Raw genomic sequence first — 22,512 nt, 5'->3', positions numbered from 1 at the left:
AGCTTGTCATAGTGCAGTTGATGCGATGCTTTATTCCACAACTACTCAACAGCAAATGTGGTTTTTTGTCTGACCATTTTAATTGATTGGCAGTCAGTGAAAATGAATTTGTAATAAATTTATCCTTGCTCCTCCTAAAAGCGGCTTTAACAGCCAAGTTTCTGTTTCTCTTCAAACCATTTGCGAAGCTGATTAATATGAGCTTGATGATATCTATTATGGTCTGCCATATGCCATATTCCCCATTGAATGGTTGCTTGTTTATCTGCTTCATAATCTACTGTGTGATTCAGTTGATCGTCAGTTAACTGATAACAAACAGACTTAAACATGCTGAATACTTCTTCATAATCAGTGAGAATTTGTTTTAATGAAACACCGGAAATGAAAGGGATCTTATTGTTCTGATCTAACATTGGTCCATACTTCTCTTCAAGCTGCTTTGGTATCGGTTCACCCTTTATTCTAAATATCCAGTTGAGATCAACATATGCTAAGTGTCTTATTAGCTGAGCTGTACTATTGTATGTTTGATTTGGTCCTTTATAATCGATCTCCTGCTGTGACATGTCTGACACAATGGATATTAAGCGACGGTAATTTTCATTAACGGCAGAATACAGCATTCCCACAAGATGATCCATGTGCGTTTCACCTTTTAAATCTAAAATCATAAAACCCCGCCTCATTAGTACAATTTTTATATTTAGTTTGCCTTATTACTCTTATTTGTCAAGCAATCCAGAGAATGAATCGCTATAGGATGAAGCAATGAAGCAGGCTCTCTTTGCCTGCCTTTTTTGTGTGTCAGCCTTTACATCTGACATGTTGAGTTATCTGAAACTGTCCTTTTTAAATGTCAGACAGTGTTATATGATACTCTGCAGATATTCAAGAATAGTACTTGGAGGTCACTCTCATGCAAATTTTATTGCTATCCCTACGCCTTTTCATGAAGATGAACGTTTATATTCAGCAGGATTTGATCCTAATGTCGAACATTTGAAAAACAGCGGTATCCATTCGGTACTCATATGCGGCACGACTGGTGAACAGCATTCACTCAGCATGGATGAGCGCCTTCAGATCATTGAGTATGTTAATCAGCGAAAATTTGAAGATGTTGAACTGAAGTTCGGGGTTTCAGCCGTAAGAACCAGTGATGCCGTCAAACTGATGAAACACATCGAGAAAACCAATATTGATTCTGTACGGATTGTTTTTCCTCCTTATATAAGACCGACACAGCAGCAAGCCGTTTATTACATTATTCATTCATCAATTGACTTCATATTATTTCATTTGATAACATAAAATGGTTATTGTGATTGAAAAAGGATACCCGTTTTTATAAAAAGGAGTCATAACGTTGCTGAAAAGGTTTTTTCTTGTTTTTCTTACGCTGATGATGTCTATATTTGCTGTATTCGCGGCGGCTGAAGAGTCTCCCGGCGATCGTGTCATTTCTTTTGACGAGCCTATGATTTTATTGATCTCACTCGGAATCATTTTATGTTTGTTCATTCCGCCATTCGTCATGTCCTTTTTTAGCAGCTTGGTTGTGAGAATCATATCCGGCGTCTATCAATGTTTTATCGTTCTCACGTTTGCGGGCCTCATTCCGATTGGATTTCTGATTCCCCATGGCTTTTTGACAATTCTTGCTGCCGTTCTGGGGACTTTGGTCAGTTCAGCGAGTGTGGCCGTGACCTTATTCGTTGGCAGGAAAAAAGAGGCCGGAAGGTTTTAAAACTAGTGGGTAAGCTGCAATATTGAAGGGGAATCCCAGTGATATCCGCAGCGCTTTTTGCCGGTCATTGTTTGACTATTTATATGGAATAGCATAGAATTAAAGTAAATATTTATAAAAAGTCACTAGGGGAGCTTTAATAGCTGAGAAGAGACAATACGTCCTGACCCTTTGAACCTGATTTGGTTAATACCAGCGTAGGGAAGTGAAAAATTAGAGAGATTCTTTATCTTATCTATATTTAAGCCACTTTCCATAGAGGAAAGTGGCTTTATTTATTTTGAAAGGGTGATATGAAGTGGCGACGAAAAAAGTTTTTCTGGCAGGGCCTTTTAAAAGTTTAGTAGATGAGAAAACTGGATTGATGAGTACGTATGAGAGAGGAAAGCTGGAATCATTAATTTCCTTTTTTGAGAATGAAGGATGGCTGGTTCATAATGCTCACAAGCGGGAAGGGTGGGGGAAAGATTTCATGACACCCCTTCAATGCACTAAAATTGATTTTGATGAAATAAGCACTTGCGACCTTTTTGCAGCATTCCCCGGATCACCCGCTTCTCCCGGAACACATATAGAAATTGGATGGGCTTCTGCCTTGAAAAAAAAGATCGTGCTATTTCTAGAAAAGGACAAGGATTATGCTTTCTTAATTCAAGGGTTAAATGCAGTGGCGGATGTTGAGTACATCAGCTATAAAGATACAGATGATTTATTAGAGAACATTAAAAATATCTTTGCAGCATATAAGGCGGAATCTTAATGAGAAAGAGAACTTTTCATGAAGCATATACGGAAACGCTGTATGACATCTATCACAACCCTGAATTTTTCAATTCACCGCGCGGACAAAAAAGCAGAGAACAATTGAACTACCATCTGACTCTGGAAAATCCAATAGAACGTGTCACTTATTTATCCTCAAGAAAAACCAATATCGTGTTTAATTTTGCGGAAGTGTTATGGTATTTATCGGGGAGTAACGACTTAGATTTTATCAGTTATTACAATAAAAAAATGCCTTCATATTCAATGAATAAAAAAACATTAACAGGCACTGCGTATGGGCCTAAAATATTTGAATTCGGAAATGCAAAACTAAATCAATGGAATAGAATAAAAAATCTTTTGACACAAGAAGATATTGATTCAAAAAGGGCATTTATTCAAATATTCGATGCTTCGGAACTCTTCGTTTCAGAAAATATAGATGTTTCCTGCACAATCGGTTTGCAGTTTTTTGTGAGGGAAGGCGAATTATACATGTCTTCTATCATGCGTGCAAATGATGCTTTTCGCGGGATGATCAGTGATCTTTTCTCATTTACCTTCATGCAGGAATTAATGGCCAGAGAACTGCGTTTAGAAGTCGGAGAATATTTTCATAATGCGGGATCAATCCATATTTATGATTCAGATCATGAATGGGCGAAAACGGTGCTTGAAGAAGCTGAAAATCACCATGATATTCCGGAATTTGAATTTCCGAAAATGCCTGAGGGAAATAACTGGCCGTCCATTGAAACAGTCTTAAAGTATGAAGAATTACTTAGGAAAGATCAAATTTCTATGACTAAAAACGATATTGAAATGCTCGATTTACCTGATTACTGGAAACAGATTCTTTTCCTTTTCAGTATATACCAGCATATTGCATATAAACGGGATATGGGTCATTCTCTATTTCAAAGTTTACTTCCTATATATCAATTTTTCGTCAGGAATAAGTGGTCTCATTATTTCTCAATTGAGCAAAAGGAGGAAATTCAATGAAAACTTCATGGAAAGAAGACAGTGTTGCTGGTAAATTCGATGCTTATAATGACGTTTTAGAACAAACGTTAGGTTTTGAGTTTGTTTTTCGTACTTTTGATAAAGCGGAGATTAAAAAGGTGCTGGATTTCGGATGCGGTCCGGGAAAGGTAGCTTATAGGCTGGCTGACAGAATAGGCTGCAATGTGATCGCAGTCGATGAATCAAGGAAGATGTTAGATATAGCAAAGGCAAAAAGACAACATCCTCATGTGGACTATCATTTAATTGAACACGATAATCTTTCCTTCTTACCAGATCACTCGGTTGATGCTGCAATGGCCTGTTATGTTTTTATTAATACGGATAGTGACCAGCGTATCAAAGGTATCATAAATGAAATTTTTCGTGTGTTAAAACCAGGAGCTTCATTTGTCATACTCGATACGAATCCTGATTCAACCGGAATTGAATTTTCAACCTTCCGCAATGGAATACCGGGGAAAGAATATTCTTACGGAGAAGAAAGAAATGAATGGCTCCATGTTCCGGGACAAGCAGATTTAATTTTAAATGATTTTCATTGGCCGAAGTCAATGTATTATAAACTATTAACTCATGCAGGTTTTGAAAATGTAACTTTATCAGAACCAACGTTAAACGATATTGACCAAGAGCATGTAAAAGCCATAGAGAAAGAGTTTCAATTTAATAATTGGAAATGTGAAAAGGAATATCCGCCTTTTGTCATTTTTAAAGCAGTGAAACCTGCCTGAAGGAGGAGTGTAAGTTGAAGGATATTTATAAAGCGCTTTCGATTGCTGGGACTGATCCTTCCGGAGGGGCGGGAATTCATGCGGATTTAAAAACATTTCAGGAACAAAAGGTATATGGAATGGCTGTTATTACATCAGTTGTTGCACAAAACACACTTGGTGTGAAAAGTTTTGAGGAGATGTCTCTACAGAATATATCTCAGCAAATAGACTGTGTCATGGATGATATAAAACCGGATGCTGTCAAAACCGGTATGCTTGCAAGTATAGGAATTATTGAATTGCTGGCAGAAAAGTTAAAAGACGCAAATATTCAATCGTATGTGATGGATCCGGTTATGATTGCTAAAAGCGGACATCATCTGCTCCATAAGGACGCCATTGATCATTTGAAGAAATTATTAATACCCCAAACAACAGTTATTACACCGAACATTCCGGAAGCGGAAGTAATCATCGGCAAATCAATCGAGACTGTACAGCAGATGCGTGATGCGGCGAAAGAAATAGTGGAGGTATACGGGGCAAAAAGTGCTGTCGTAAAAGGGGGGCACCTGAACGGAGAAGCCCGTGATATTTTGTACTTTGACGAGGATTTCGAGGAATTTGTTTCTCCCCGCTTTGATACAAAGCATACTCATGGAACAGGATGTACATTTTCAGCTGTGATAACTGCAGAGCTGGCAAAGCAGCACAGCATACCGGAATCAGTGGCAACTGGAAAGGAATTCATTTCAGCAGCCATTAAACATCCCTTAGGAATCGGGAAAGGACAAGGCCCTACAAATCATTTTGCGTATCGCTCAACTATTAACCAAGAGACACCGCTTAAGGAGTGTTACGATGATCTCCAAGAATTATGATGTATTTTTATTTGATTTAGACGGAGTGATATATATAGGAGATAAAGCTTTACCAGGAGCTGTGGCCTCTTTAAAACGACTCCGTGAAGAAAAGAAAGCCATTCGCTTTTTAACGAATGATCCTTGTGTTACAAGAGAAACGATTGTGAAACGCCTTCATAAACTGGGGATTTCAGCAAGTATTGGTGAAGTGTTTACTGCGGGGTGGGCAACAGCTGATTACCTTGTCAGTGAAGGAATAAAGAAGGCATATATATTGGGAAATGACCAACTTAAAAGTGAAATTCAAAAGGCCGGTATTGATCTTACGGAAGATCAGGCGGAGGCTGTTGTCATTGGATGGGATCAAAATATTACATTTCAGGATGTGCATAAGGCAGTAAACCTCATCCGCTGCGGAGCTTTATTTATCGCTGCAAACGGGGATAAAACATTTCCTGCCGCTAACGGACCAGCTCCCGCGACAGGCGCTATAGTCGCGGCTGTTAAAACAGCAGCTGCTAAAGAGCCGATGATAATTGGAAAACCGGCGTCTTCAATATTTGAAAAAGTACTCGAGTCTTTTGAAGATAAAGAGAGATGCGTTATGATCGGGGATACGCCTGAAACAGATATTGTCGGAGCAAACCAAATAGGCATAACTTCCGTATTAGTTTCTGATCAACATACTTTATTTCCTGCAAAACATGATTTTAGAAATCCGGATGTTGTGATCCGCGATCTGAAAGACTTGTTCGATAATGAAATAAAGGCAGAAGTACGGAAAAAACCGGATTTCCAATGGACAGAACAAGTGAAAGCCGGAGTCGCTGGAATTATAATTAAAGAATCAAGTTCCGTTTTATTAATGAAGCGTGCTGATAATGGTTTATGGGGCATTCCTTCAGGCCATGTGGAACCTGGTGAAACAGTAGAACAAGCAATTATAAGAGAAATAGAAGAGGAAACTGGATTAGTGGTGAAAGTCTCTAAAATGATAGGCGTTTATTCTGATCCGAGTTCACAAACCTTTATATACCCTGACGGCAGAGTCAGCCATTTTATTACCAATTGTTTTCAATGTGACGTCATCGGCGGCACTTTGAAAAAGTCCACAGAGGAAGCCATGGAAATCAGATATTTTGATATCCATGAATTACCTGAACATCTCTTGCCGATGCACCCGAGATGGCTGGATGATGCTTTGGAAATGAAAGAGAATGCTTTTATTCGATAAGGAACAGTACGCCAAAAATACTTTTTGGGGGTTATTTAAAAGAATTAACGGTTCTCAACCCGTAACTCTCGGCCGCCTTCCAAAAACACCAAGTGTCACAGACCCTTGGTGTTTTTTAATTCCGGCAGGACCTTAATGCAAGAGCGGCAGAAAAGAAGGTATAATGGGCGGAGAAGAGGTGTCAGCCAATGAAAATAACCAGAGAGACATTAGAAAAACAGCAAATTTGGATATATGGTGTGACTCTTGTGATCGGCGGAATAGCGGGGATCGCCGGGAAAGATTCAGGACTTCGCTGGGGATGGACGATATCACCGCTTATCGCTGTTCTCATGTATGCCATGTTTGCTCAAATCCCATTCTTGAAGCTGAGGGAAGCCATGTCAAATCTCAAGTTTATGGCGGCTTTACTGATCGGTAATTTCTTAGCTGTACCTGTCGTTGTATGGGCGTTAACCGCTATTTTTCCTCAATCTCCTCCTATATTATCAGGGGTTTGTTTGGTATTGCTTACACCTTGTATTGATTACGTCATCGTCTTTACTCAGCTCGGCAAAGGAAATGAGAGATTAATACTGGCTTCCACGCCGGTTTTGTTCGCCGTTCAGATGGTATTGCTTCCGTTATACCTGTGGCTGTTTATCGGGAAAGAAGTAATAGGGACTGTTCATGCGGGACCGTTTCTGGAAGCATTCTTATTGTTAATAGCGGTGCCGCTGCTGGCGGCGGTGATGACTCAACTATGGGCTGATAAGAAGCCGGCGGGAGAAAAGGTGTTGGAATGGACGGCGTGGCTGCCTGTTCCTTTTATGGCTCTGGTCTTATTGGCGGTCGTCGCCACACAAATCGGCAAAGTCATCAGTGATGCTGACATCATTATACGTGTGATTCCGATCTATCTGTTATTCCTGCTCATTATGCCGTTTGTCTCCCGTTTTATCGCATATGCGTTCCGTCTGGATACAGGTGAAGGAAGAGCATTGATCTTCAGCACGGGCACAAGAAATTCTCTCGCAGTCCTTCCGTTAGCACTGGCCTTGCCGGATGCTTGGGCCTCATTAGCCGCCGCTGTTATCGTCACTCAGACGATTGTTGAATTGATAGGTGAATTGGTTTATATCAAAGCGGTGCCCGGATGGCTGCTGAAATAAAAAATAATCTGCGCTGAAAAAAACATACCAATAGATATTGGTATGTTTTTTATGAGAATTATAAAGTTGCAATATCAATGACGAAACGGTAGCGGACATCGCTTCGGAGAACCCGTTCGTACGCTTCGTCAACTTGATCGGCCGGAATCACTTCAATTTTAGGAGCAATGCCGTGCTCAGCGGCGAAATCAAGCATCTCCTGAGTCTGCGGAATACCGCCGACGAGTGAACCCGCAATGCTGCGGCGGCCCGTGATTAAGGAGAACACACTGTATGAGTCCGGCTTAGCGGGCGCTCCCACATTTACCAATGTACCGTCAATGCGAAGCAGGGATAAGTAGGCATCTACGTCAAGGTTCGCGGATACTGTATTTAAAATAAGATCAAATCGTCCGGCCAGCTCAGTGAATGTATTCGGATCGCTTGTCGCAAAGTAATGATCAGCTCCAAATTCAAGCGCTTCGTCTTTTTTGTTCATTGAGCGGCTGAGGACGGTGACCTCTGCGCCTAAAGCGTGCGCGAATTGAACGGCTAAATGTCCGAGCCCGCCCATTCCGACAATCGCCACTTTTTTGCCGGGACCGGCATTCCAGTGTTTCAGCGGAGAATAGGTGGTAATGCCCGCGCACAATAGCGGGCTGGCTGCATCTAATTCCAATTGATCCGGAATACGGACAACGAATCTGTCAGTGACAACTATTTTCTGGCTGTAGCCGCCATACGTAGGATTTCCGTCGTAGTCCAGGTTATTATAGGTCTGAACAACGCCTTTTGTGCAATATTGTTCGTCTCCGTTCAGGCAGTATTCACATTCTCCGCAGGAGTCTACAAAACAGCCGACACCCACACGGTCGCCGGCGGCAAATGTGGTGACTTCTTCACCTACGGCTTCCACAACTCCGGCAATTTCATGGCCGGGAACCATCGGAAAGATTCCGCCGCCCCATTCATCGAATGCGCTGTGGATGTCTGAGTGACAAATCCCGCTGTACTTAATATCAATCAGGATATCGTGCGGCCGTAATGCTCTTCTCTCAATCGTCGTCCGCTCAAATTTAGCTTTTGCATGCGGAGCGCTTAATACACGAGTCGGATGATTATTGCACATGGTTATCTTCCTTTCCAAGATAAAGTGATGAATCCTCTGTTCGGTTTTACTTTAAATGTTAAAGCGGACTTTAAGTCAAGGGGTTTGGTTTATTTTTCTATGAAATGATATTCTATAATGGCACGCTTATGAAAGGTATGAAGGATGGGTGGTAAGAATATGAAGATTGCGCAGGCTGCAAAGCAGGTTGAGTTATCAGCCGCGACGCTTAGGTATTATGAAAGTATAGGACTGATTCCTCCGGTAAAACGCGATGAAAGCGGCATCCGCGATTATGACGAAGATGATGTGAATTGGATTCAATTTATAAAATGCATGAGAAGTGCCGGACTGTCGATTGAGGCGCTGATTGAATATACCGCTTTATTTATTGAAGGAGCCGATCATACGATCGAACCCCGAAAAAACATCCTTATAAATGAAAGGAAAAGGCTGACGGAGAAACAGAGGGAAATTGATGAAACCATAAAACGATTAAACAGGAAGATTGAGGATTACGAAGATATCCTGGAAAATGAAGCGAAACTTAAAAACAGATTGAAAGCTGAATGTATTTCTGAATGAAGAGAAGGTGTCCCGGGCGCCGGGCCGCATGAAATGTACCAAGGGAAACGAGCCTTGGTTTTTTTATTTTCTAAAGAGAGGAAACAAAACAGCTTTTTCTATCTTATCAAACATTACTTATCCTTTTTTCAGCTTGACTTTTTTACTGCAGACTTTTAAAGTGTGAAATGTTGCTTAGACTGTGATTAGCGACTTTAATGCTGAAAAGAGGTGGTTTACCCAGATGAACAATCATAAGAATCCTTGGGCGTTATTGCCTTTAGTCTTATTCGTAGGGCTTTTTGTCGGCTCTGGTCTGGTGACCGGAGATTTTTATAAATTGCCGATCTTGATTGCCGCGATCATTGCGTCAGCTTTTGCGCTGTTATTTAACCGGAAGAAATCGCTCAATCAAAAAATAGAATGGTTCGCTTCCGGTGCGGGACATCCTGATATTATCATTATGGTTATGATTTTTATATTGGCAGGTGCCTTTGCTTCAGCGGCTGAGGCGATGGGAGCGGTGCATTCAACTGTCAATCTTGCTTTGAGCGTTATTCCGCAGCAGTTTTTGCTGCCGGGGCTGTTTATCATTGCTTGTTTTATTTCTATATCGATGGGAACATCAATGGGCACGATTGCGGCGGTTGCGCCGATCAGCGCGGGTCTGAGCGGAGAGCTTGGCATCTCCGGCGCGATTACGATGGCAGCTGTGGTCGGCGGAGCTATGTTCGGAGATAATCTTTCTTTTATTTCCGATACGACCATTGCGTCAGTCCGGACGCAAAAAACACAAATGATGGATAAATTCAAAACGAACTTCCTGATTGTTTTGCCCGCTGCTATTTTAACGGTTATTATCTTATTTTTTATTCCGGCAGGCCACGCGGGCCATGCGGGCGCTGCATCTTACAGCTGGATTAAGGTGCTTCCTTATGTCGCCGTGTTGGTTTTTGCGTTAATCGGTTTTAATGTGATGGCTGTCATATTCGGCGGATTGGTTTTGACGGGGATCATCGGATTGGCGGGCGGCAGCCTGACGTTTGACTCTTATTTTAAGGCGATTACGGATGGAATCGCCGGAATGAGCGATCTGATCATCCTGTCCATGCTGATCGGCGGGATGGTCGGCGTGATGAAACAAAACGGCGGGATCGACTTTTTACTGGAGTTCATCACGAAACGAATCCGTTCCAAAAAAGGCGCCGAAGCCGGCATTGCCGGACTGGTCAGCGTGACGAATCTGGCTGCGGCCAATAATACGATCTCGATTATCGCAGCCGGGCCGATTGCAAAGAATATCGCTGATAAATTCAGCATCGACAACAGAAAATCGGCAAGTATTCTGGATATCTTTTCGTGTATGATACAAGGATTGATTCCTTACGGCGCGCAGCTGTTATCAGCCGGGAAATTCGGGAATATTTCACCCGTCAGCATCCTGCCATACTCTTTCTATCCCGTTTTAATCGGAATCTGCGGCATCGCCGCCATTATATTTGGACTGCCGAAATTCACAAGAAATACGAAATAAAAGATAAAAAAAGGCGCCGTTCGGCGCCTTTTTTCTTTCATGACAGCCAAGCATTTCTCAAAAGCTGTACGCCCTGTGCGATCTGATCCGTATCGAGATGGGCGAAACCTAACTTTATGATCGGCGGTTCAGGCTTTCCGGCAACGAAATAAACGGCGGTAGGATATACTTTCACTCCGTACTGAAAAGCGCGTTCGATTAATGTTTCTTCTGTATAGTTCAGGTGAACTCTCACCAATATATACAATCCCGACTGCTCGCCGATGATCGTCACCTGATCGCCGAACTGCTGCTTGATATGTGAAGTCAAGTGCTGCATCTTACGCTTGTAGACAGTGCGCATGCGCTTAATATGGCGGGTCCATTCACCGGCCTTCATCAATTCAGCCATGGTCAGCTGGTTAAGCGAAGAAGCGGTGCTTTCGAAATGAATAAACCGTTTTTTATACCGGTGCAAAAGGCGCTGCGGCAAAACCATATAGCTTATGCGGATGCCCGGTAGAAAGGATTTTGAGAAATTCCCTAAATAAATCACCCGGTCTGATTGAATGGAAGCAAGAGCGGGAAACGGCTGCTGTGTATAACGGAATTCACTGTCATAATCATCTTCAAGAATATAACCCTCTCTATGATTCACCCAATTGATCAGTGTTTGGCGCTGCTGAATGGACATGCTTACGCCGTAAGGGCTGTGATGGGATGGGGTCACATAGATTAATTTTTCTTTCATTGCATGCAATTGAGAAAAATCAGCTCCGTTTTCATAGACAGGCATCGTTTCCAGAGATAGCCCGTGAAATTGAAATGCCGCTCTGGCCCCGTCAAACCCAGGGTCTTCAACGATAATTCCGGAAAAATCCTCTTTCAGAATCCGGCTGAGATATATCAGCATCTGCTGGGTGCTGCTGCCGATGATAACCGAATCCGCATCTGTTTTCACTCCGCGTGATTCCAAGAGATAAGCGGCAATTTGTTCACGCAGGTCTCTCTCGCCGAACGGTTCACCGTAAAGGAAGCTTTTCTCTGATGCCAAAACTTGATTGTATAATTTTCTCCATGTTTTCAGAGGAAAATGCTTTTGATCGACGGCTCCGGCGCGAAAATCAATCAGGGCCGGCTGAGTTGATTCGGTTTTCTTAGCGTAAACAACATCGTTTTCTTTTTGAAATAAAGAAGGTTCTACTTCATTTGCAAAATAACCTTTGCGTGTTTCCCCGCGAATGTATCCCTCCGCTAAAAGAAGATCATAAGCCATCAGCGTTGTATTGCGGCTTACCCGCAGGGAATCCGCCAGCTCCCGAATCGAAGGCAGCCGCTCATCTGCCTGAATATTTCCCTGCTCAATCAATGTTTTAAATTGCTCGTAAATTTGTTTGTATTTCGGGGTGCCGCTTCTGAAAGCGAAAATCATATTTTTCATCAGATATTCTCCTCTGACATGTGTATTTGTTTGAAACTGTATCTTTTTAAATGTCAGTTGATATCTTATTATAGCGGAAAGCGCTTTATCAATCCATGTTCAGAGAGGAGAGTTTTGTATGTATATTCCGGCTCCATTTCAGCTGAGTGAAGCTGAAGCGTGCGATGTAATCAAAGAGTATGGTTTCGCAGCATTGTTTTCAACGGCGGGAGGCATGCCGTATGCAACCCACCTGCCATTGATGATGAGTAAGGATAACGAATGCTTATACGGTCATTTTGCATTGCCGAATCCCCAATGGAAAGAGATTGATGGCCAAAACGTGTTAGCTGTTTTTCAAGGGCCTCATTGTTATATCTCGCCTAAATGGTATGAGACGAATCAGGCTGTTCCCACATGGAATTACGTGGCGGTTCATGTTTACGGAGAGGCGGAGCTTTTGGATGAGGAAGAAACCGTGCAGTCGATGAGTGATCTCGTCTTGAAATACGAAAGCCCCGACAGCCCGTACAAATTAGAGGATGTCGATGCGAAATTGCTGGCAGGCATGAACAAAGGGGTAAAAGGTTTTAAAATCAAAATCAGCAAAATAGAGGGGCAAGCGAAGCTTAGTCAAAATCATTCAGCCGCAAGACAAGGGCTGGTCGTACAACAGCTCAAACAGATTCCTCATACAAACGAACAGCTCATTTCCGGCTTGATGGAAGAAAACATCAAACGGATCACCGCGGACAACTGACAAGCATGTTAAAAACATACCGGCAGCATGCGGTATGTTTTTTTCTGATTATGAAGCTTTTCTCAGGATGAATAACGACTCGAACAGCACATAAATCAACGGCGCCATTAAAATGAAGAAAGAATGAAAAATAGCATACGGTATGAGTAAGTAAACGATAAGTTTCAATAGAATGGAAGACGTTTTATTCAATGTCCAGCGGTTTTTCAAGATATCAGTCATACAAGCTAAAACAAGGCCGACCGTCAAATATATGGCTGCTATGTAAAGATAAATAAAAAGGTAAAACGGGTAAGAAGACAACGGAGGTGTGTCTTCCTGTGTCATTTTTAAACCCACATAAAAGACCAATAAAAAGCAAACGGACGAAACGAGAGCTAACAAAAGGTGTTTATATAAATACTTCTTCATGTGTTCACCTGCCTATGGCGCAATTATTTCTTAACATATTATGACATGGTTTTACCGCTGCTGAAAGAATTGGAAGTCCGGCTATATGAGCGGGGCGTAAAGAATCAATATCATCTTTTCATGAATCCGGATGTTTTGTTCGGATGGATGTAAAGAAGAATACACCAAAAAAAAAGCTGTCAGCTTGGTCCTGACGGCTTATTTTTTGGGAAAGGCTTATTTCTCCGTGGTGAAATAAAGCAATGCTATGACAGGAAAAGCGATTCCAATCCATAATGTGATACTCCACCCGCCTGAGGCGTATGCCCATCCTCCGATTGATGAGCCTGCAGCGCCGCCCAGAAAGAAGATTGCCATAAATAATCCGTTTAATCGGCTGCGAAATTCAGGTGCCAACGAAAAAATGGCACGCTGACTGAGTACGAGATTGGCAGATACCCCCATATCCAACAGGATAGCTGCGGCCACCAGAACTGCTATTCCGACGGGGGAGCTGCTCTGAATCATGAGCGGGAGTAATAAAGAAACGATGACAACACCGAGAGCGATTCCGGTGGCAAGCCGGGTCAAGCCGCGATCAGCCAGACGGCCGCCTATCGGTGCAGCCGCTGCACCCGCAATGCCCGCTAATGCATACAGCGCGATTGCCTTTTGAGAAAAATGAAAAGCAGGACCGGACAATAATAAAGGTACAGTCGTCCAGAATAAGCTGAAAGCTCCAAATACAAACGCATGATAAATGGCACGGCGGCGTAAGACCGGAGTCGTGCGCAGCAGCTTCCACATTGAACCGAGTAAGACGGTGTAGCTTGTGTTTGCTGTTGGTTTTCTGGCAGGAAGCACTTTTGATAAGACGATTGCCAGGACAACACTTAACGCGGCGGATAAAGCAAATATGGCATTCCACCCCCATATATCAGCGACCAGACTGGATATCGGACGGGAAAGCATAATACCGAGAAGCAGGCCGCTCATCACATTGCCGACAACCCGGCCTCGTGCGGCATCTGGTGCAAGGTATGATGCGAACGGAACTAGCACTTGGGCTGCGATGGATCCCAGTCCGATGAAAAACGCAGCGGCTAAAAACAGTGTTCCATGCTTCACACATGCTGTCAGAGTTAGAGCGGCTGCGCTTAGTAGGAGCGATACCACGACAAGTTTTCTGTTTTCGATAATATCTCCCAAAGGGACGAGAAACAGTAGGCCGGCAACGTATCCGATTTGAGTCAGCGTGACAATCAATCCGGCACTGCTTGGAGAAAGCCCGATTGCCGCACTAATGAATCCTGCCAAGGGCTGTGCATAATAAAGATTAGCGACAATGATACCGCATGCCGTTGCGAGAAGAAGGGTTAAACTGGTTGAGATTCTCTGATCTGCTTTTTGTTTGTTTAACGTAGCCATGTGAATGAACTCCTTTTTAATGATTTTATGAGGTTTGATAAATATTTTGCTGATTCATCTCCTCTCCATAGATTTTTAGTGCTAAGGTTTGCGGAGTGTTGAGCATTTACTAAACTGTACGTTTAGTTTTTATAAGTAAATAATATACTGAACGTTCAGTTTTGTAAATAGGCTTCTGTTTTATTTTTTTATCATGTTAAGTATACTGAACGTATCGTTTATAATTCGGGAAGGAATGATTCATGTGCAGAGTAAACGAGGACGGCCGCGTGATGAAGGAACACATAAGGCGATTCTTTCTGCTGCCTATGACCTATTGTTGGAAAATGGCTTTGACGCGGTGACAGTCGATAAAATTGCAGAGCGTGCCAAAGTGAGTAAGGCAACGATTTATAAATGGTGGTCAAACAAGGCTGCCGTTATCATGGACAGCTTTCTTTCGACCGCTACGGACAGACTGCCTGTGCCCGATACAGGATCAACAGTGCAAGATATATTGATCCACGCCGCGAATTTAGCAAAGTTTTTGACAAGCCGGGAAGGAACCGTTATTAAGGAATTAATCGGTGCGGGACAGCTGGATGCAAAATTGGCGGAAGAATATCGCACGCGATTTTTCCAGCCCCGCCGCCTCCAAGCGAAAGGCCTTCTGGAAAAGGGAATTCAGAAAGGTGAATTAAGAGAGAATCTTGATATTGAAGTAAGCATCGATCTCATTTACGGACCGATTTTCTATCGCCTGTTGATCACAGGTGATGAGGTGAATGATTCCTATGTGCATGATCTTGTGATGAGTGCGTTTAAGGGAGTTCAAGCTACGTGAATAATCGCTCGAATGGGGCAGATAATGAAAAGGCAGAACAAATTGTTCTGCCTTCTCTTGCGAACGCCCGGCAGCTGCCACGCACGCATTCACCGCTGCAAGCCCCAATAACAGCCCGAAGAAAGGCTGGAGAAGCTGCAGAGCTGTTTCGTTGAAGCTTGAGCCAGAGGTGCTGTCTCAGCAGCAAAACATTTATAGGACGGGCAGGCGGAGCGCCGTATCAATATTTTGTAAATTAAACCGGACTTGTTCATCTGTGTTCCACGGATGATACCAGCCTTTTTCCATCATATAGCGTGAGATTTGCTCGTGCATGTCGATGGCTTCTTCTAAGTGACGGGTGAGGATCGCTTTCACTTCAGGCGTTCCGGCTTCCGTCGCCGCCATCGCATAGTTTCTGACTCCGCTTTTTGCCGAATTCAATAAATCCATAGCGACAATTTGGTCTGTCAGTGCATCCATCCCCGTCAAGTATTCCATAATCGGATTCATTCGTTATTCATCTCCTATTCGTGCTTTGCATCAGATAAAATCGAGGCAAATTCCTGCAATTGCCTTGTTGATGTATCCGCATCCTGCTGCATGATTTCTTTCAGCTGCGGATCGGATACGAGCGCTTTCATGGTTTTGGATTTCGTCAGACAAAGTGACTTAAAAGAAGCCATCTCCTGAATTTCGAGTAATTCATGTAAGGCGCTGGCCATTTCTGTAGCCTCCGTTCTCTAAGGTTTGAGTACAACTTTAATACAATCATCTGTTTTCGTGTCAAACATCTCATAGCCGTGCTTCGCTTCACTGAGCGGAATGACATGGCTTACAACATCGCTCGGATCAATTTTGCCGGTTGACACCAGTTCAAACATATACGGCATATAATGGATAACCGGAGCTTGTCCTGATCGGATATTGACGTTCCGCTGCATGATATCGCCAAGGGGAAACCCGTTGTATCTGCCGCCGTACACACCCGTAATCTGAATCGTTCCGCCTTTTCGCACCGCTTGGGACGCGATGACCAATGCGCTCATGGCCCCGCCTTGAAGTTTTAATCCGCTGGCGAGGAACTCCAGATCTGTCATTTTTCCGTCCATGCCGACGGCGTCAATGACAACGTCGGCGCCGCCTTTGGTGATTTCCTTCAGGTAGCTGCCCGTATTTTCGTGGTCTTCGAAGTTCACGATTTCCACTTTATTCGTCCGTTTCGCATGCTGGAGACGGTAGTTGACATAGTCTACGGCTATGACGCGTTTCGCTCCCTTTAACCAGCAGAATTTTTGAGCGAAAAGGCCCACGGGCCCGCAGCCGAGAACGATGACCGTATCGCCTGCTTTTACGCCGGCATTGTCAACGCTCCAAAAACCGGTTGTCATCGCATCGGCAATAACACTCAATTTCTCATCCGGTTCTTCGCATGTTTCGGGGACTTTAAAATGGGTGAAGTTCGCAAAAGGGACGCGTAAATATTCGGCCTGGCCGCCCGGATAGCCGCCGGTACTCCCTGAATAGCCGAAATAAGCGCCCATATCGCCGTTTTCATTTGATTGATCACATTGGCTTTCCAGGTGATTTTTACAATAAGTGCATTCTCCGCAGGCGATATTAAAAGGAATAATGACGCGGTCGCCTTTTTTGACTTTCGTCACGCCGGGACCGGTTTCTTCCACAATGCCCATCGGTTCATGCCCGATAATATAGTCTTCCTGCAAGTTCGGAATGAGTCCGTGGATTAAATGTAAATCTGATCCGCAAATTGCCGTACTTGTGACTTTTATAATCATGTCATCGTGTTTTTCAATCTTCGGATCAGGCACGTCTTTGACTACGACGTTTTTCACTCCTTGATACGTTACGGCCTTCATGCTGTAATACCTCCAGTGTTAGTGTTCATCAGGTGTGCGGTCAAACATCCCTTTTCTGTTCGTTTCAACGGGAAACAGATTCATGTTTCCGACCATGAGGGTATTTTTCGCAGAGAGCTGGTCCAGTTTATACTGTTCGCTCAGATCATGCGGGTGAAACCACTTTTTGCTGACCATCAAGTCGGTAATTTCCTGATGCATCGCGATTCCCTGCATGAGCTGTTTGCGCAGCAAAGCTCTTACATCAGGTGAAGCGGTTTCTGTTAAAGCGACGGCGGTATTTCTGACGCCTTCTTTTGCCCGTAAAAGAAAATCCATTGCGAATGTCATATCTGCGAGTTCAGGGACGTGTAATGAATTGATTGGATCTAAATAGTCATGATTCAATGATGCTTACCTTCCTTTCAATTAATGATCGAAGTCGGCCGGTTTTGAGGAACAGGAGCCTGAAAAGATGCCCGTTCATAAACCGCCTGCAGATCAGCAAGGTTTTGCGAGGCTTGCTGAACGTCTTTTTCCATTAACGTTTTCAGATCCTGATCAAACACAAGCCCTTGCATGAGCTTGGATTTCGCTACACAAAGCGTCTTGAAGTTAATGATTTCATGTAAGTCCAGCGACTCGTGAGCCGCTAATTCACGCTTTTCCATAATCGTTTTTTAAACCTCCTCTTCTCAATTACATAATTAATTTCCCCTGAGAAAAGAGCTCTAGTCTTACAAATTTTGTTTATAAAAAAAGAGAGAAGAAATCTGACGGTACATTAAAAAAGAGGAAGCACAATCGCTTCCTCTTGTTCACATGGAATGGCTGTCGGTGTCCTGAACGTTTTTCTGATGCGCGGGCGGTTTTGCCGCGCGGGAGACGAGACCGCTGAAACCCGGGAAAGGTCATAAAAAAGATATGAACAAAAGCAGCCCGCGAACAATCCCGCAGGCTGTTTTTTCTTTCACCCGTCATGCAGGACAGAAGGGGAAGGTGAGAAGCAGGCGATTATGGTATGATGACAAATAGAATAAAACATCGTGAGGCCGGTCGGCTAAAAGGAAGTGGACAGAGATTGTTTGGTACAAAACATCAAGAAGACTATGTCTCCCGTGACAGACGCTCATTGCATATGCTTGCGCTTCGGGTGCCCGGTCTGGCGTTTATTTTTATGGTATATGCCGCATCAGTCTCTTTGCAGTACATTTATGAAAGCTGGACGGTTTTATTGCTGCTGTTATTCACGATATTGATCGTCATTTTTGCCGTGCTGCACTGGCATTCCTATCGCTGGGTCAAGAAAAAAACGTTTCTTTATTTCATCATACAGGGATTAATCATATATACATCGGCTAACTTGATGACCGGCGGCTATATCGCGGCGGTCATCGGTCTCTATGCCTTTTTAATCGGGCAGATTATCGGAATGGCGGATAAGGGCAAAACGCTGCTCATACTCTATCTTTTCATTTTAATGTCCATAGCAGCCCTGCACCAGGAGCATCCGCATCATCTGCTTCGTTTCATCGTTATCGCCGCTCCCATCATGATCGTGATTATCACGTATGCGGCAACATTTTTCGCGCAAGTTGATGAAAAAATCAAAACACAGATGACGCTTGAAAAATTAGAGCTCGCTCACCGGCAAGTGAAACAGCTGACGCTTCAAAACGAAAGGCAGCGGATGGCGAGAGACTTGCACGATACACTTGCACAAGGGCTGGTCAGCTTGCATATGCAGCTTGAAGCGGTGCATGTTCATCTTTCAAAGGGTAACACTGACAGAGCGAAAGACATCATCAGCCAGTCAATGGATAGAGTGAAGGGCACATTGGCTGATGCGCGCTCGGCCATTGACAACCTTCGCAGCAAATCAGAAGAGATCGGGTTCTTAAAAGAAAGCATCACTGAACAAATCAACCATTTTACAGAAGCCTCCGGGCTGTCTTGTTTTTTAGATTACAGCGTGCATCATGTGCTTGACGTTCATACGGCGGAGAATTGCCTTTACATGATTGGCGAAGGCCTGACTAACGCCGCCAAGCATGCAGAAGCCAAGAATGTCTGGGTGTCCGTTCAGGAAGAAGAGGGACAGATCCGCATAACCGTCAAAGATGACGGGAAAGGCTTTGATGCCGGAACAGAAATGAGAAAAAGCGGACATTACGGGCTGCTTGGGATACAAGAACGCGTCAATATGATGAATGGCACTTTCCGTATAACAAGCGCCAGAGCAGCGGGAACTCAAATTGAGATCATCATACCAATTCAAGGAGAAGCGGAACATGTATAAAGTGTTAATAGCAGATGACCATCTTGTCGTCAGAGAAGGTCTGAAGCTTTTGATAGAAACAAATGACCATTACACCATAACGGGAGAGGCGGAAAACGGGAAAACCGCCGTCCGCCTTGCAGAGGAACTAAAGCCCGATGTCATTCTCATGGATCTGTACATGCCGGAAATGAGCGGGCTGGAAGCCATTAAACAGATAAAAGAGCATTCTGATGTGCCGATCATTATTTTGACGACCTATAATGAAGATCATCTGATGATAGAAGGCATCGAATCAGGCGCGAACGGTTATCTGCTGAAGGACACAAGCTCAGAAACCTTATTTCATACGATGGATGCGGCGGTGAGGGGAGAAGTGCTTCTGCAGCCGGACATCTTGCGCCGTTTCCGGGAAATGAAAATGGAACGGGCAAATGCCAATGAAACACAGCTGACGGACAAGGAAATCATAGTTCTGCAAGCCGTGGCGAAAGGACATAAAAGCAAAGCGATCGCCTTCGATTTAGGAATCTCTGAGCGGACGGTAAAAGCGAGATTAACATCGATTTATAACAAATTAGGCGCTGATTCGCGGACGGAAGCCGTCACCATTGCCATGCAAAAAGGCATTCTGAAACTGAATATATAATGAAAAACTGCCCAAACGTACATGCCCCTATGTACGTTTTTTTTATGTGAATGTGAACTACAATTAGGCAGAAAGTAATGATTGGAGAGGAGTATTCGATGTCTGGTTTTTTATATAAATTAGGGGGATGGTCTGCCCGCAACCGATTCAAAATGATCAGTGCGTGGCTCGTGATACTGATCGCTTCGATTGTGATCGCCATCTCGTTAAAACCTGCTTTTTCTGAGGATATGTCAATTCCCGACACACCTTCTGAAAAGGCGATGGATGTGATTCAAAAAGAATTTTCAAAGGGGCCCGATAAAGGAAGCATACGGGTTATTTTCGGAGCTGAAGACGGGAAGAAATTGACGTCAAAACCGGAAAAACAAGCGATTGAAGAGACATTAAAGAAGATCAAAACAGATCATTCAGTCGCTTCGATTGCAAGTCCTTTTGAAACAGGAACCATTTCTAAAGACGGATCAGTGGCATATGCCGATATTACGTACAAAAAAGCGGCGGATGACATTACGGATGCGTCTGTTTCACATATTAAACACAGTCTGTCCGCCGCCGGAGACAAGGGCCTGCAGACGGAGCTCAGCGGCGATGTGCCGGGGGCCGGTGTTGAAGCCGGCGGTGTATCTGAAATTGTCGGCGTTGTGCTGGCTTTCGTCGTTCTGGCCATTACATTTGGTTCATTAGTCATAGCGGGGCTGCCGATTGTCACGGCCCTGATCGGGTTAGGTGTAAGCGTCGCGCTGACGTTAATTGGGACACAGATCTTTACGATAGCCTCCGTCAGTCTCTCATTATCAGGAATGATCGGCCTGGCCGTCGGGATTGATTATGCGCTGTTTATCTTTACGAAGCATCGTCAGTTTTTGGGCGAAGGTGTACAAAAAAATGAATCGATCGCTAAAGCTGCGGGAACGGCTGGCAGCGCCGTCGTTTTTGCGGGACTGACCGTGATCGTCGCGCTTTGCGGATTGACCGTTGTCGGCATTCCGTTCATGTCTGCGATGGGATTGACTGCGGCACTCAGTGTGCTGATGGCTGTATTGGCATCAGTAACGCTGGTGCCTGCGGTGTTGTCAATTGCAGGAAAACGGATGATTCCGAAATCAAACAAGAAGAAAGAAAAGAAAAGCGCCGACACGAATGCCTGGGGACGCTTCGTTACAAAGAAGCCTATTCTGTTAAGCATTTTCAGCATTATTCTTTTAGCCGTCATCAGTCTGCCGGCCATGCATTTAGAGCTGGGGCTGCCTGATGCGGGAATGAAAGCGAAAGACAGCCCGGACCGCCGCGCCTATGATCTGTTGTCTAAAGGATTCGGCGAGGGCTTTAACGGCAAGCTGACAATTGTTGCCGATGCAAAAGGGGTCAAGGGAAACAAAAGTGAAGCATTTCAAGACGCCGTGAAAGAAATAAAGGACTTGCACAATGTGGCGAGCGTCACACCTGCCATGCCGAATCAAAAAGGGGATTATGCCATCATTACGGCAGTGCCTGAAACCGGGCCGAATGATAAGGCAACGAAAGAGTTAGTGCAGGATATACGGAAACGATCAGACAAAAACGGCACCCGCCTGCTCGTCACCGGGTCAACAGCGGTGAATATTGATATTTCAGACCGGTTAAACGATGCGATTCCGGAATTCGCCATTCTTATTGTCGGGTTTGCGTTTGTATTGCTGACCGTTGTTTTCCGCTCGCTTCTCGTGCCGCTTGCCGCCGTCGTCGGCTTTTTGCTGACGATGACCGCTACACTCGGGTTATCGGTATTCGTTCTGCAGGATGGGAATTTCACCGGCTTGCTCAGCATTCCGGAAAAAGGTCCGATTCTCGCCTTCCTGCCTATTTTAGCCATCGGTATTCTTTTCGGGCTGGCGATGGACTATCAAGTATTCCTTGTCAGCAGAATGAGAGAAGAATATGTCAAAACAAAAAATCCGGTACAAGCCATCCATGCCGGATTGAAACATAGCGGACCTGTCGTAACAGCGGCGGGACTGATCATGATTTTCGTCTTTGCGGGATTCATCTTCGCGGGGGACTCTACGATCAAATCCATGGGGTTGGCAATGACCTTCGGTGTTCTTTTCGATGCGTTCATTGTAAGAATGACCATCATTCCGAGTGTCATGAAGCTGATGGGACATGCGGCCTGGTACTTGCCGAAGTGGCTGGATAAAATCATTCCGAACGTGGATATCGAAGGCCATAAGCTGACACAAGGCAAAACACCGGAGAAACCGGAAGAATAAAATGA

25 protein-coding genes, 1 pseudogene and 1 riboswitch are annotated in these 22,512 nt (G+C 44.1%); of the genes and pseudogenes, 15 read left to right on the top strand and 11 right to left on the bottom strand.

Going from position 1 to position 22,512, the window contains the following annotated elements; translation table 11 throughout:
* Positions 1–146: 146 nt before the first annotated feature.
* Positions 147–674, bottom strand: coding sequence for a DinB family protein (locus OWN49_RS16565; protein ID WP_229153753.1), 528 nt, complete (start codon positions 672–674; stop codon positions 147–149).
* Positions 675–771: 97 nt separating this feature from the next.
* On the opposite strand from OWN49_RS16565, the gene OWN49_RS16560 reads away from it, so the two are divergent.
* The 8 genes from OWN49_RS16560 (at position 772) to OWN49_RS16525 (ending at position 7,505) form a co-directional block, all read left to right on the top strand.
* A complete protein-coding gene (locus OWN49_RS16560) occupies positions 772–1,314 on the top strand; it encodes a dihydrodipicolinate synthase family protein (protein WP_229153763.1) in 543 nt (180 codons plus the stop codon).
* 55 nt (positions 1,315–1,369) lie between these two features.
* Positions 1,370–1,750, top strand: coding sequence for a hypothetical protein (locus tag OWN49_RS16555; RefSeq protein WP_014417010.1), 381 nt, complete (start codon positions 1,370–1,372; stop codon positions 1,748–1,750).
* 117 nt (positions 1,751–1,867) lie between these two features.
* Positions 1,868–1,971: riboswitch (TPP riboswitch) on the top strand.
* A 77-nt stretch (positions 1,972–2,048) separates the two neighbouring features.
* Positions 2,049–2,510 (top strand): nucleoside 2-deoxyribosyltransferase, encoded by a 462-nt coding sequence (locus OWN49_RS16550; protein ID WP_077721853.1) that lies wholly within the window; start codon positions 2,049–2,051, stop codon positions 2,508–2,510.
* Positions 2,510–3,520 (top strand): thymidylate synthase, encoded by a 1,011-nt coding sequence (locus tag OWN49_RS16545; RefSeq protein WP_176283132.1) that lies wholly within the window; start codon positions 2,510–2,512, stop codon positions 3,518–3,520. The genes OWN49_RS16550 and OWN49_RS16545 overlap by 1 nt, the downstream gene beginning before the upstream one ends.
* Positions 3,517–4,275: a class I SAM-dependent methyltransferase gene (locus OWN49_RS16540; RefSeq protein WP_014417013.1), complete on the top strand. Its 759-nt coding sequence runs from the start codon at positions 3,517–3,519 to the stop codon at positions 4,273–4,275. The genes OWN49_RS16545 and OWN49_RS16540 overlap by 4 nt, the downstream gene beginning before the upstream one ends.
* Before the next feature lie 14 nt (positions 4,276–4,289).
* Positions 4,290–5,138, top strand: coding sequence for a bifunctional hydroxymethylpyrimidine kinase/phosphomethylpyrimidine kinase (thiD, locus tag OWN49_RS16535; protein WP_100261619.1), 849 nt, complete (start codon positions 4,290–4,292; stop codon positions 5,136–5,138).
* On the top strand, positions 5,119–6,354 hold the full coding sequence (locus tag OWN49_RS16530) for an HAD-IIA family hydrolase (protein WP_060675336.1): 1,236 nt from the start codon (positions 5,119–5,121) through the stop codon (positions 6,352–6,354). The genes thiD and OWN49_RS16530 overlap by 20 nt, the downstream gene beginning before the upstream one ends.
* Positions 6,355–6,542: 188 nt before the next feature.
* Complete coding sequence (locus OWN49_RS16525) at positions 6,543–7,505, top strand: arsenic resistance protein (protein WP_176283133.1); 963 nt, start codon at positions 6,543–6,545, stop codon at positions 7,503–7,505.
* Between the two features lie 58 nt (positions 7,506–7,563).
* Here the strand turns inward: OWN49_RS16525 and OWN49_RS16520 are convergent, their stop codons facing one another.
* On the bottom strand, positions 7,564–8,613 hold the full coding sequence (locus OWN49_RS16520) for an NAD(P)-dependent alcohol dehydrogenase (RefSeq protein WP_176283134.1): 1,050 nt from the start codon (positions 8,611–8,613) through the stop codon (positions 7,564–7,566).
* 159 nt (positions 8,614–8,772) lie between these two features.
* Here OWN49_RS16520 and OWN49_RS16515 point away from each other — a divergent pair, with 159 nt between their 5' ends.
* Together OWN49_RS16515 and OWN49_RS16510 are read left to right on the top strand one after the other, a co-directional pair.
* Positions 8,773–9,177 (top strand): MerR family transcriptional regulator, encoded by a 405-nt coding sequence (locus OWN49_RS16515; protein ID WP_007409338.1) that lies wholly within the window; start codon positions 8,773–8,775, stop codon positions 9,175–9,177.
* Between the two features lie 223 nt (positions 9,178–9,400).
* Entirely contained in the window at positions 9,401–10,690 is a 1,290-nt protein-coding gene (locus OWN49_RS16510) for a Na+/H+ antiporter NhaC family protein (RefSeq protein ID WP_077721859.1), read from the top strand.
* A 37-nt stretch (positions 10,691–10,727) separates the two neighbouring features.
* On the opposite strand, the gene pdxR is transcribed toward OWN49_RS16510, so the two are convergent.
* Positions 10,728–12,110, bottom strand: a complete 1,383-nt coding sequence (gene pdxR, locus OWN49_RS16505; RefSeq protein ID WP_176283135.1) for a MocR-like pyridoxine biosynthesis transcription factor PdxR — start codon at positions 12,108–12,110, stop codon at positions 10,728–10,730.
* A 118-nt stretch (positions 12,111–12,228) separates the two neighbouring features.
* Between pdxR and OWN49_RS16500 the strand changes: the two genes are divergently transcribed.
* Positions 12,229–12,849 carry an FMN-binding negative transcriptional regulator gene (locus OWN49_RS16500; RefSeq protein ID WP_060675340.1) on the top strand — a complete coding sequence of 207 codons (621 nt, stop codon included), beginning with the start codon at positions 12,229–12,231 and terminating at the stop codon, positions 12,847–12,849.
* 48 nt (positions 12,850–12,897) lie between these two features.
* On the opposite strand, the gene OWN49_RS19475 is transcribed toward OWN49_RS16500, so the two are convergent.
* Both OWN49_RS19475 and OWN49_RS16495 read right to left on the bottom strand, forming a co-directional pair.
* Positions 12,898–13,260, bottom strand: a complete 363-nt coding sequence (locus tag OWN49_RS19475; RefSeq protein WP_077721861.1) for a hypothetical protein — start codon at positions 13,258–13,260, stop codon at positions 12,898–12,900.
* Positions 13,261–13,476: 216 nt separating this feature from the next.
* Positions 13,477–14,667, bottom strand: a complete 1,191-nt coding sequence (locus tag OWN49_RS16495; protein WP_077721862.1) for an MFS transporter — start codon at positions 14,665–14,667, stop codon at positions 13,477–13,479.
* Between the two features lie 244 nt (positions 14,668–14,911).
* Between OWN49_RS16495 and OWN49_RS16490 the strand changes: the two genes are divergently transcribed.
* Positions 14,912–15,490 (top strand): TetR/AcrR family transcriptional regulator, encoded by a 579-nt coding sequence (locus OWN49_RS16490; RefSeq protein WP_102422381.1) that lies wholly within the window; start codon positions 14,912–14,914, stop codon positions 15,488–15,490.
* Positions 15,491–15,553: 63 nt separating this feature from the next.
* Here OWN49_RS16490 and OWN49_RS19560 read toward each other — a convergent pair.
* The 6 genes and pseudogenes from OWN49_RS19560 to OWN49_RS16465 all read right to left on the bottom strand — a co-directional run.
* Positions 15,554–15,631 (bottom strand): annotated as a pseudogene (locus tag OWN49_RS19560) (hypothetical protein); the annotation flags it as partial.
* A gap of 51 nt (positions 15,632–15,682) precedes the next feature.
* Entirely contained in the window at positions 15,683–15,982 is a 300-nt protein-coding gene (locus OWN49_RS16485) for a spore coat protein (protein WP_016937108.1), read from the bottom strand.
* A 14-nt stretch (positions 15,983–15,996) separates the two neighbouring features.
* Complete coding sequence (locus tag OWN49_RS16480) at positions 15,997–16,194, bottom strand: hypothetical protein (protein WP_003156073.1); 198 nt, start codon at positions 16,192–16,194, stop codon at positions 15,997–15,999.
* Positions 16,195–16,212: 18 nt separating this feature from the next.
* Complete coding sequence (locus tag OWN49_RS16475; RefSeq protein ID WP_077721863.1) at positions 16,213–17,349, bottom strand: zinc-dependent alcohol dehydrogenase; 1,137 nt, start codon at positions 17,347–17,349, stop codon at positions 16,213–16,215.
* Between the two features lie 18 nt (positions 17,350–17,367).
* Entirely contained in the window at positions 17,368–17,736 is a 369-nt protein-coding gene (locus OWN49_RS16470; protein WP_070081429.1) for a spore coat protein, read from the bottom strand.
* Positions 17,737–17,753: 17 nt separating this feature from the next.
* Positions 17,754–17,999, bottom strand: coding sequence for a spore gernimation protein GerQ (locus OWN49_RS16465; protein ID WP_070081430.1), 246 nt, complete (start codon positions 17,997–17,999; stop codon positions 17,754–17,756).
* 467 nt (positions 18,000–18,466) lie between these two features.
* Here OWN49_RS16465 and OWN49_RS16460 point away from each other — a divergent pair, with 467 nt between their 5' ends.
* From OWN49_RS16460 to OWN49_RS16450, 3 genes are all read left to right on the top strand, one after another.
* Entirely contained in the window at positions 18,467–19,627 is a 1,161-nt protein-coding gene (locus tag OWN49_RS16460; RefSeq protein WP_176283142.1) for a sensor histidine kinase, read from the top strand.
* On the top strand, positions 19,620–20,255 hold the full coding sequence (locus OWN49_RS16455; RefSeq protein WP_014304442.1) for a response regulator transcription factor: 636 nt from the start codon (positions 19,620–19,622) through the stop codon (positions 20,253–20,255). Before OWN49_RS16460 ends, OWN49_RS16455 begins: the two co-directional genes overlap by 8 nt.
* Positions 20,256–20,353: 98 nt before the next feature.
* Positions 20,354–22,507: an MMPL family transporter gene (locus tag OWN49_RS16450; protein ID WP_077721866.1), complete on the top strand. Its 2,154-nt coding sequence runs from the start codon at positions 20,354–20,356 to the stop codon at positions 22,505–22,507.
* Positions 22,508–22,512 lie beyond the last annotated feature (5 nt).

The organism is Bacillus sp. NEAU-242-2 (assembly GCF_027853835.1).
In the GTDB taxonomy this organism is placed as follows: Bacteria; Bacillota; Bacilli; order Bacillales; family Bacillaceae; genus Bacillus; species Bacillus velezensis.
This window is presented reverse-complemented; position numbering and strand designations above follow the sequence as displayed.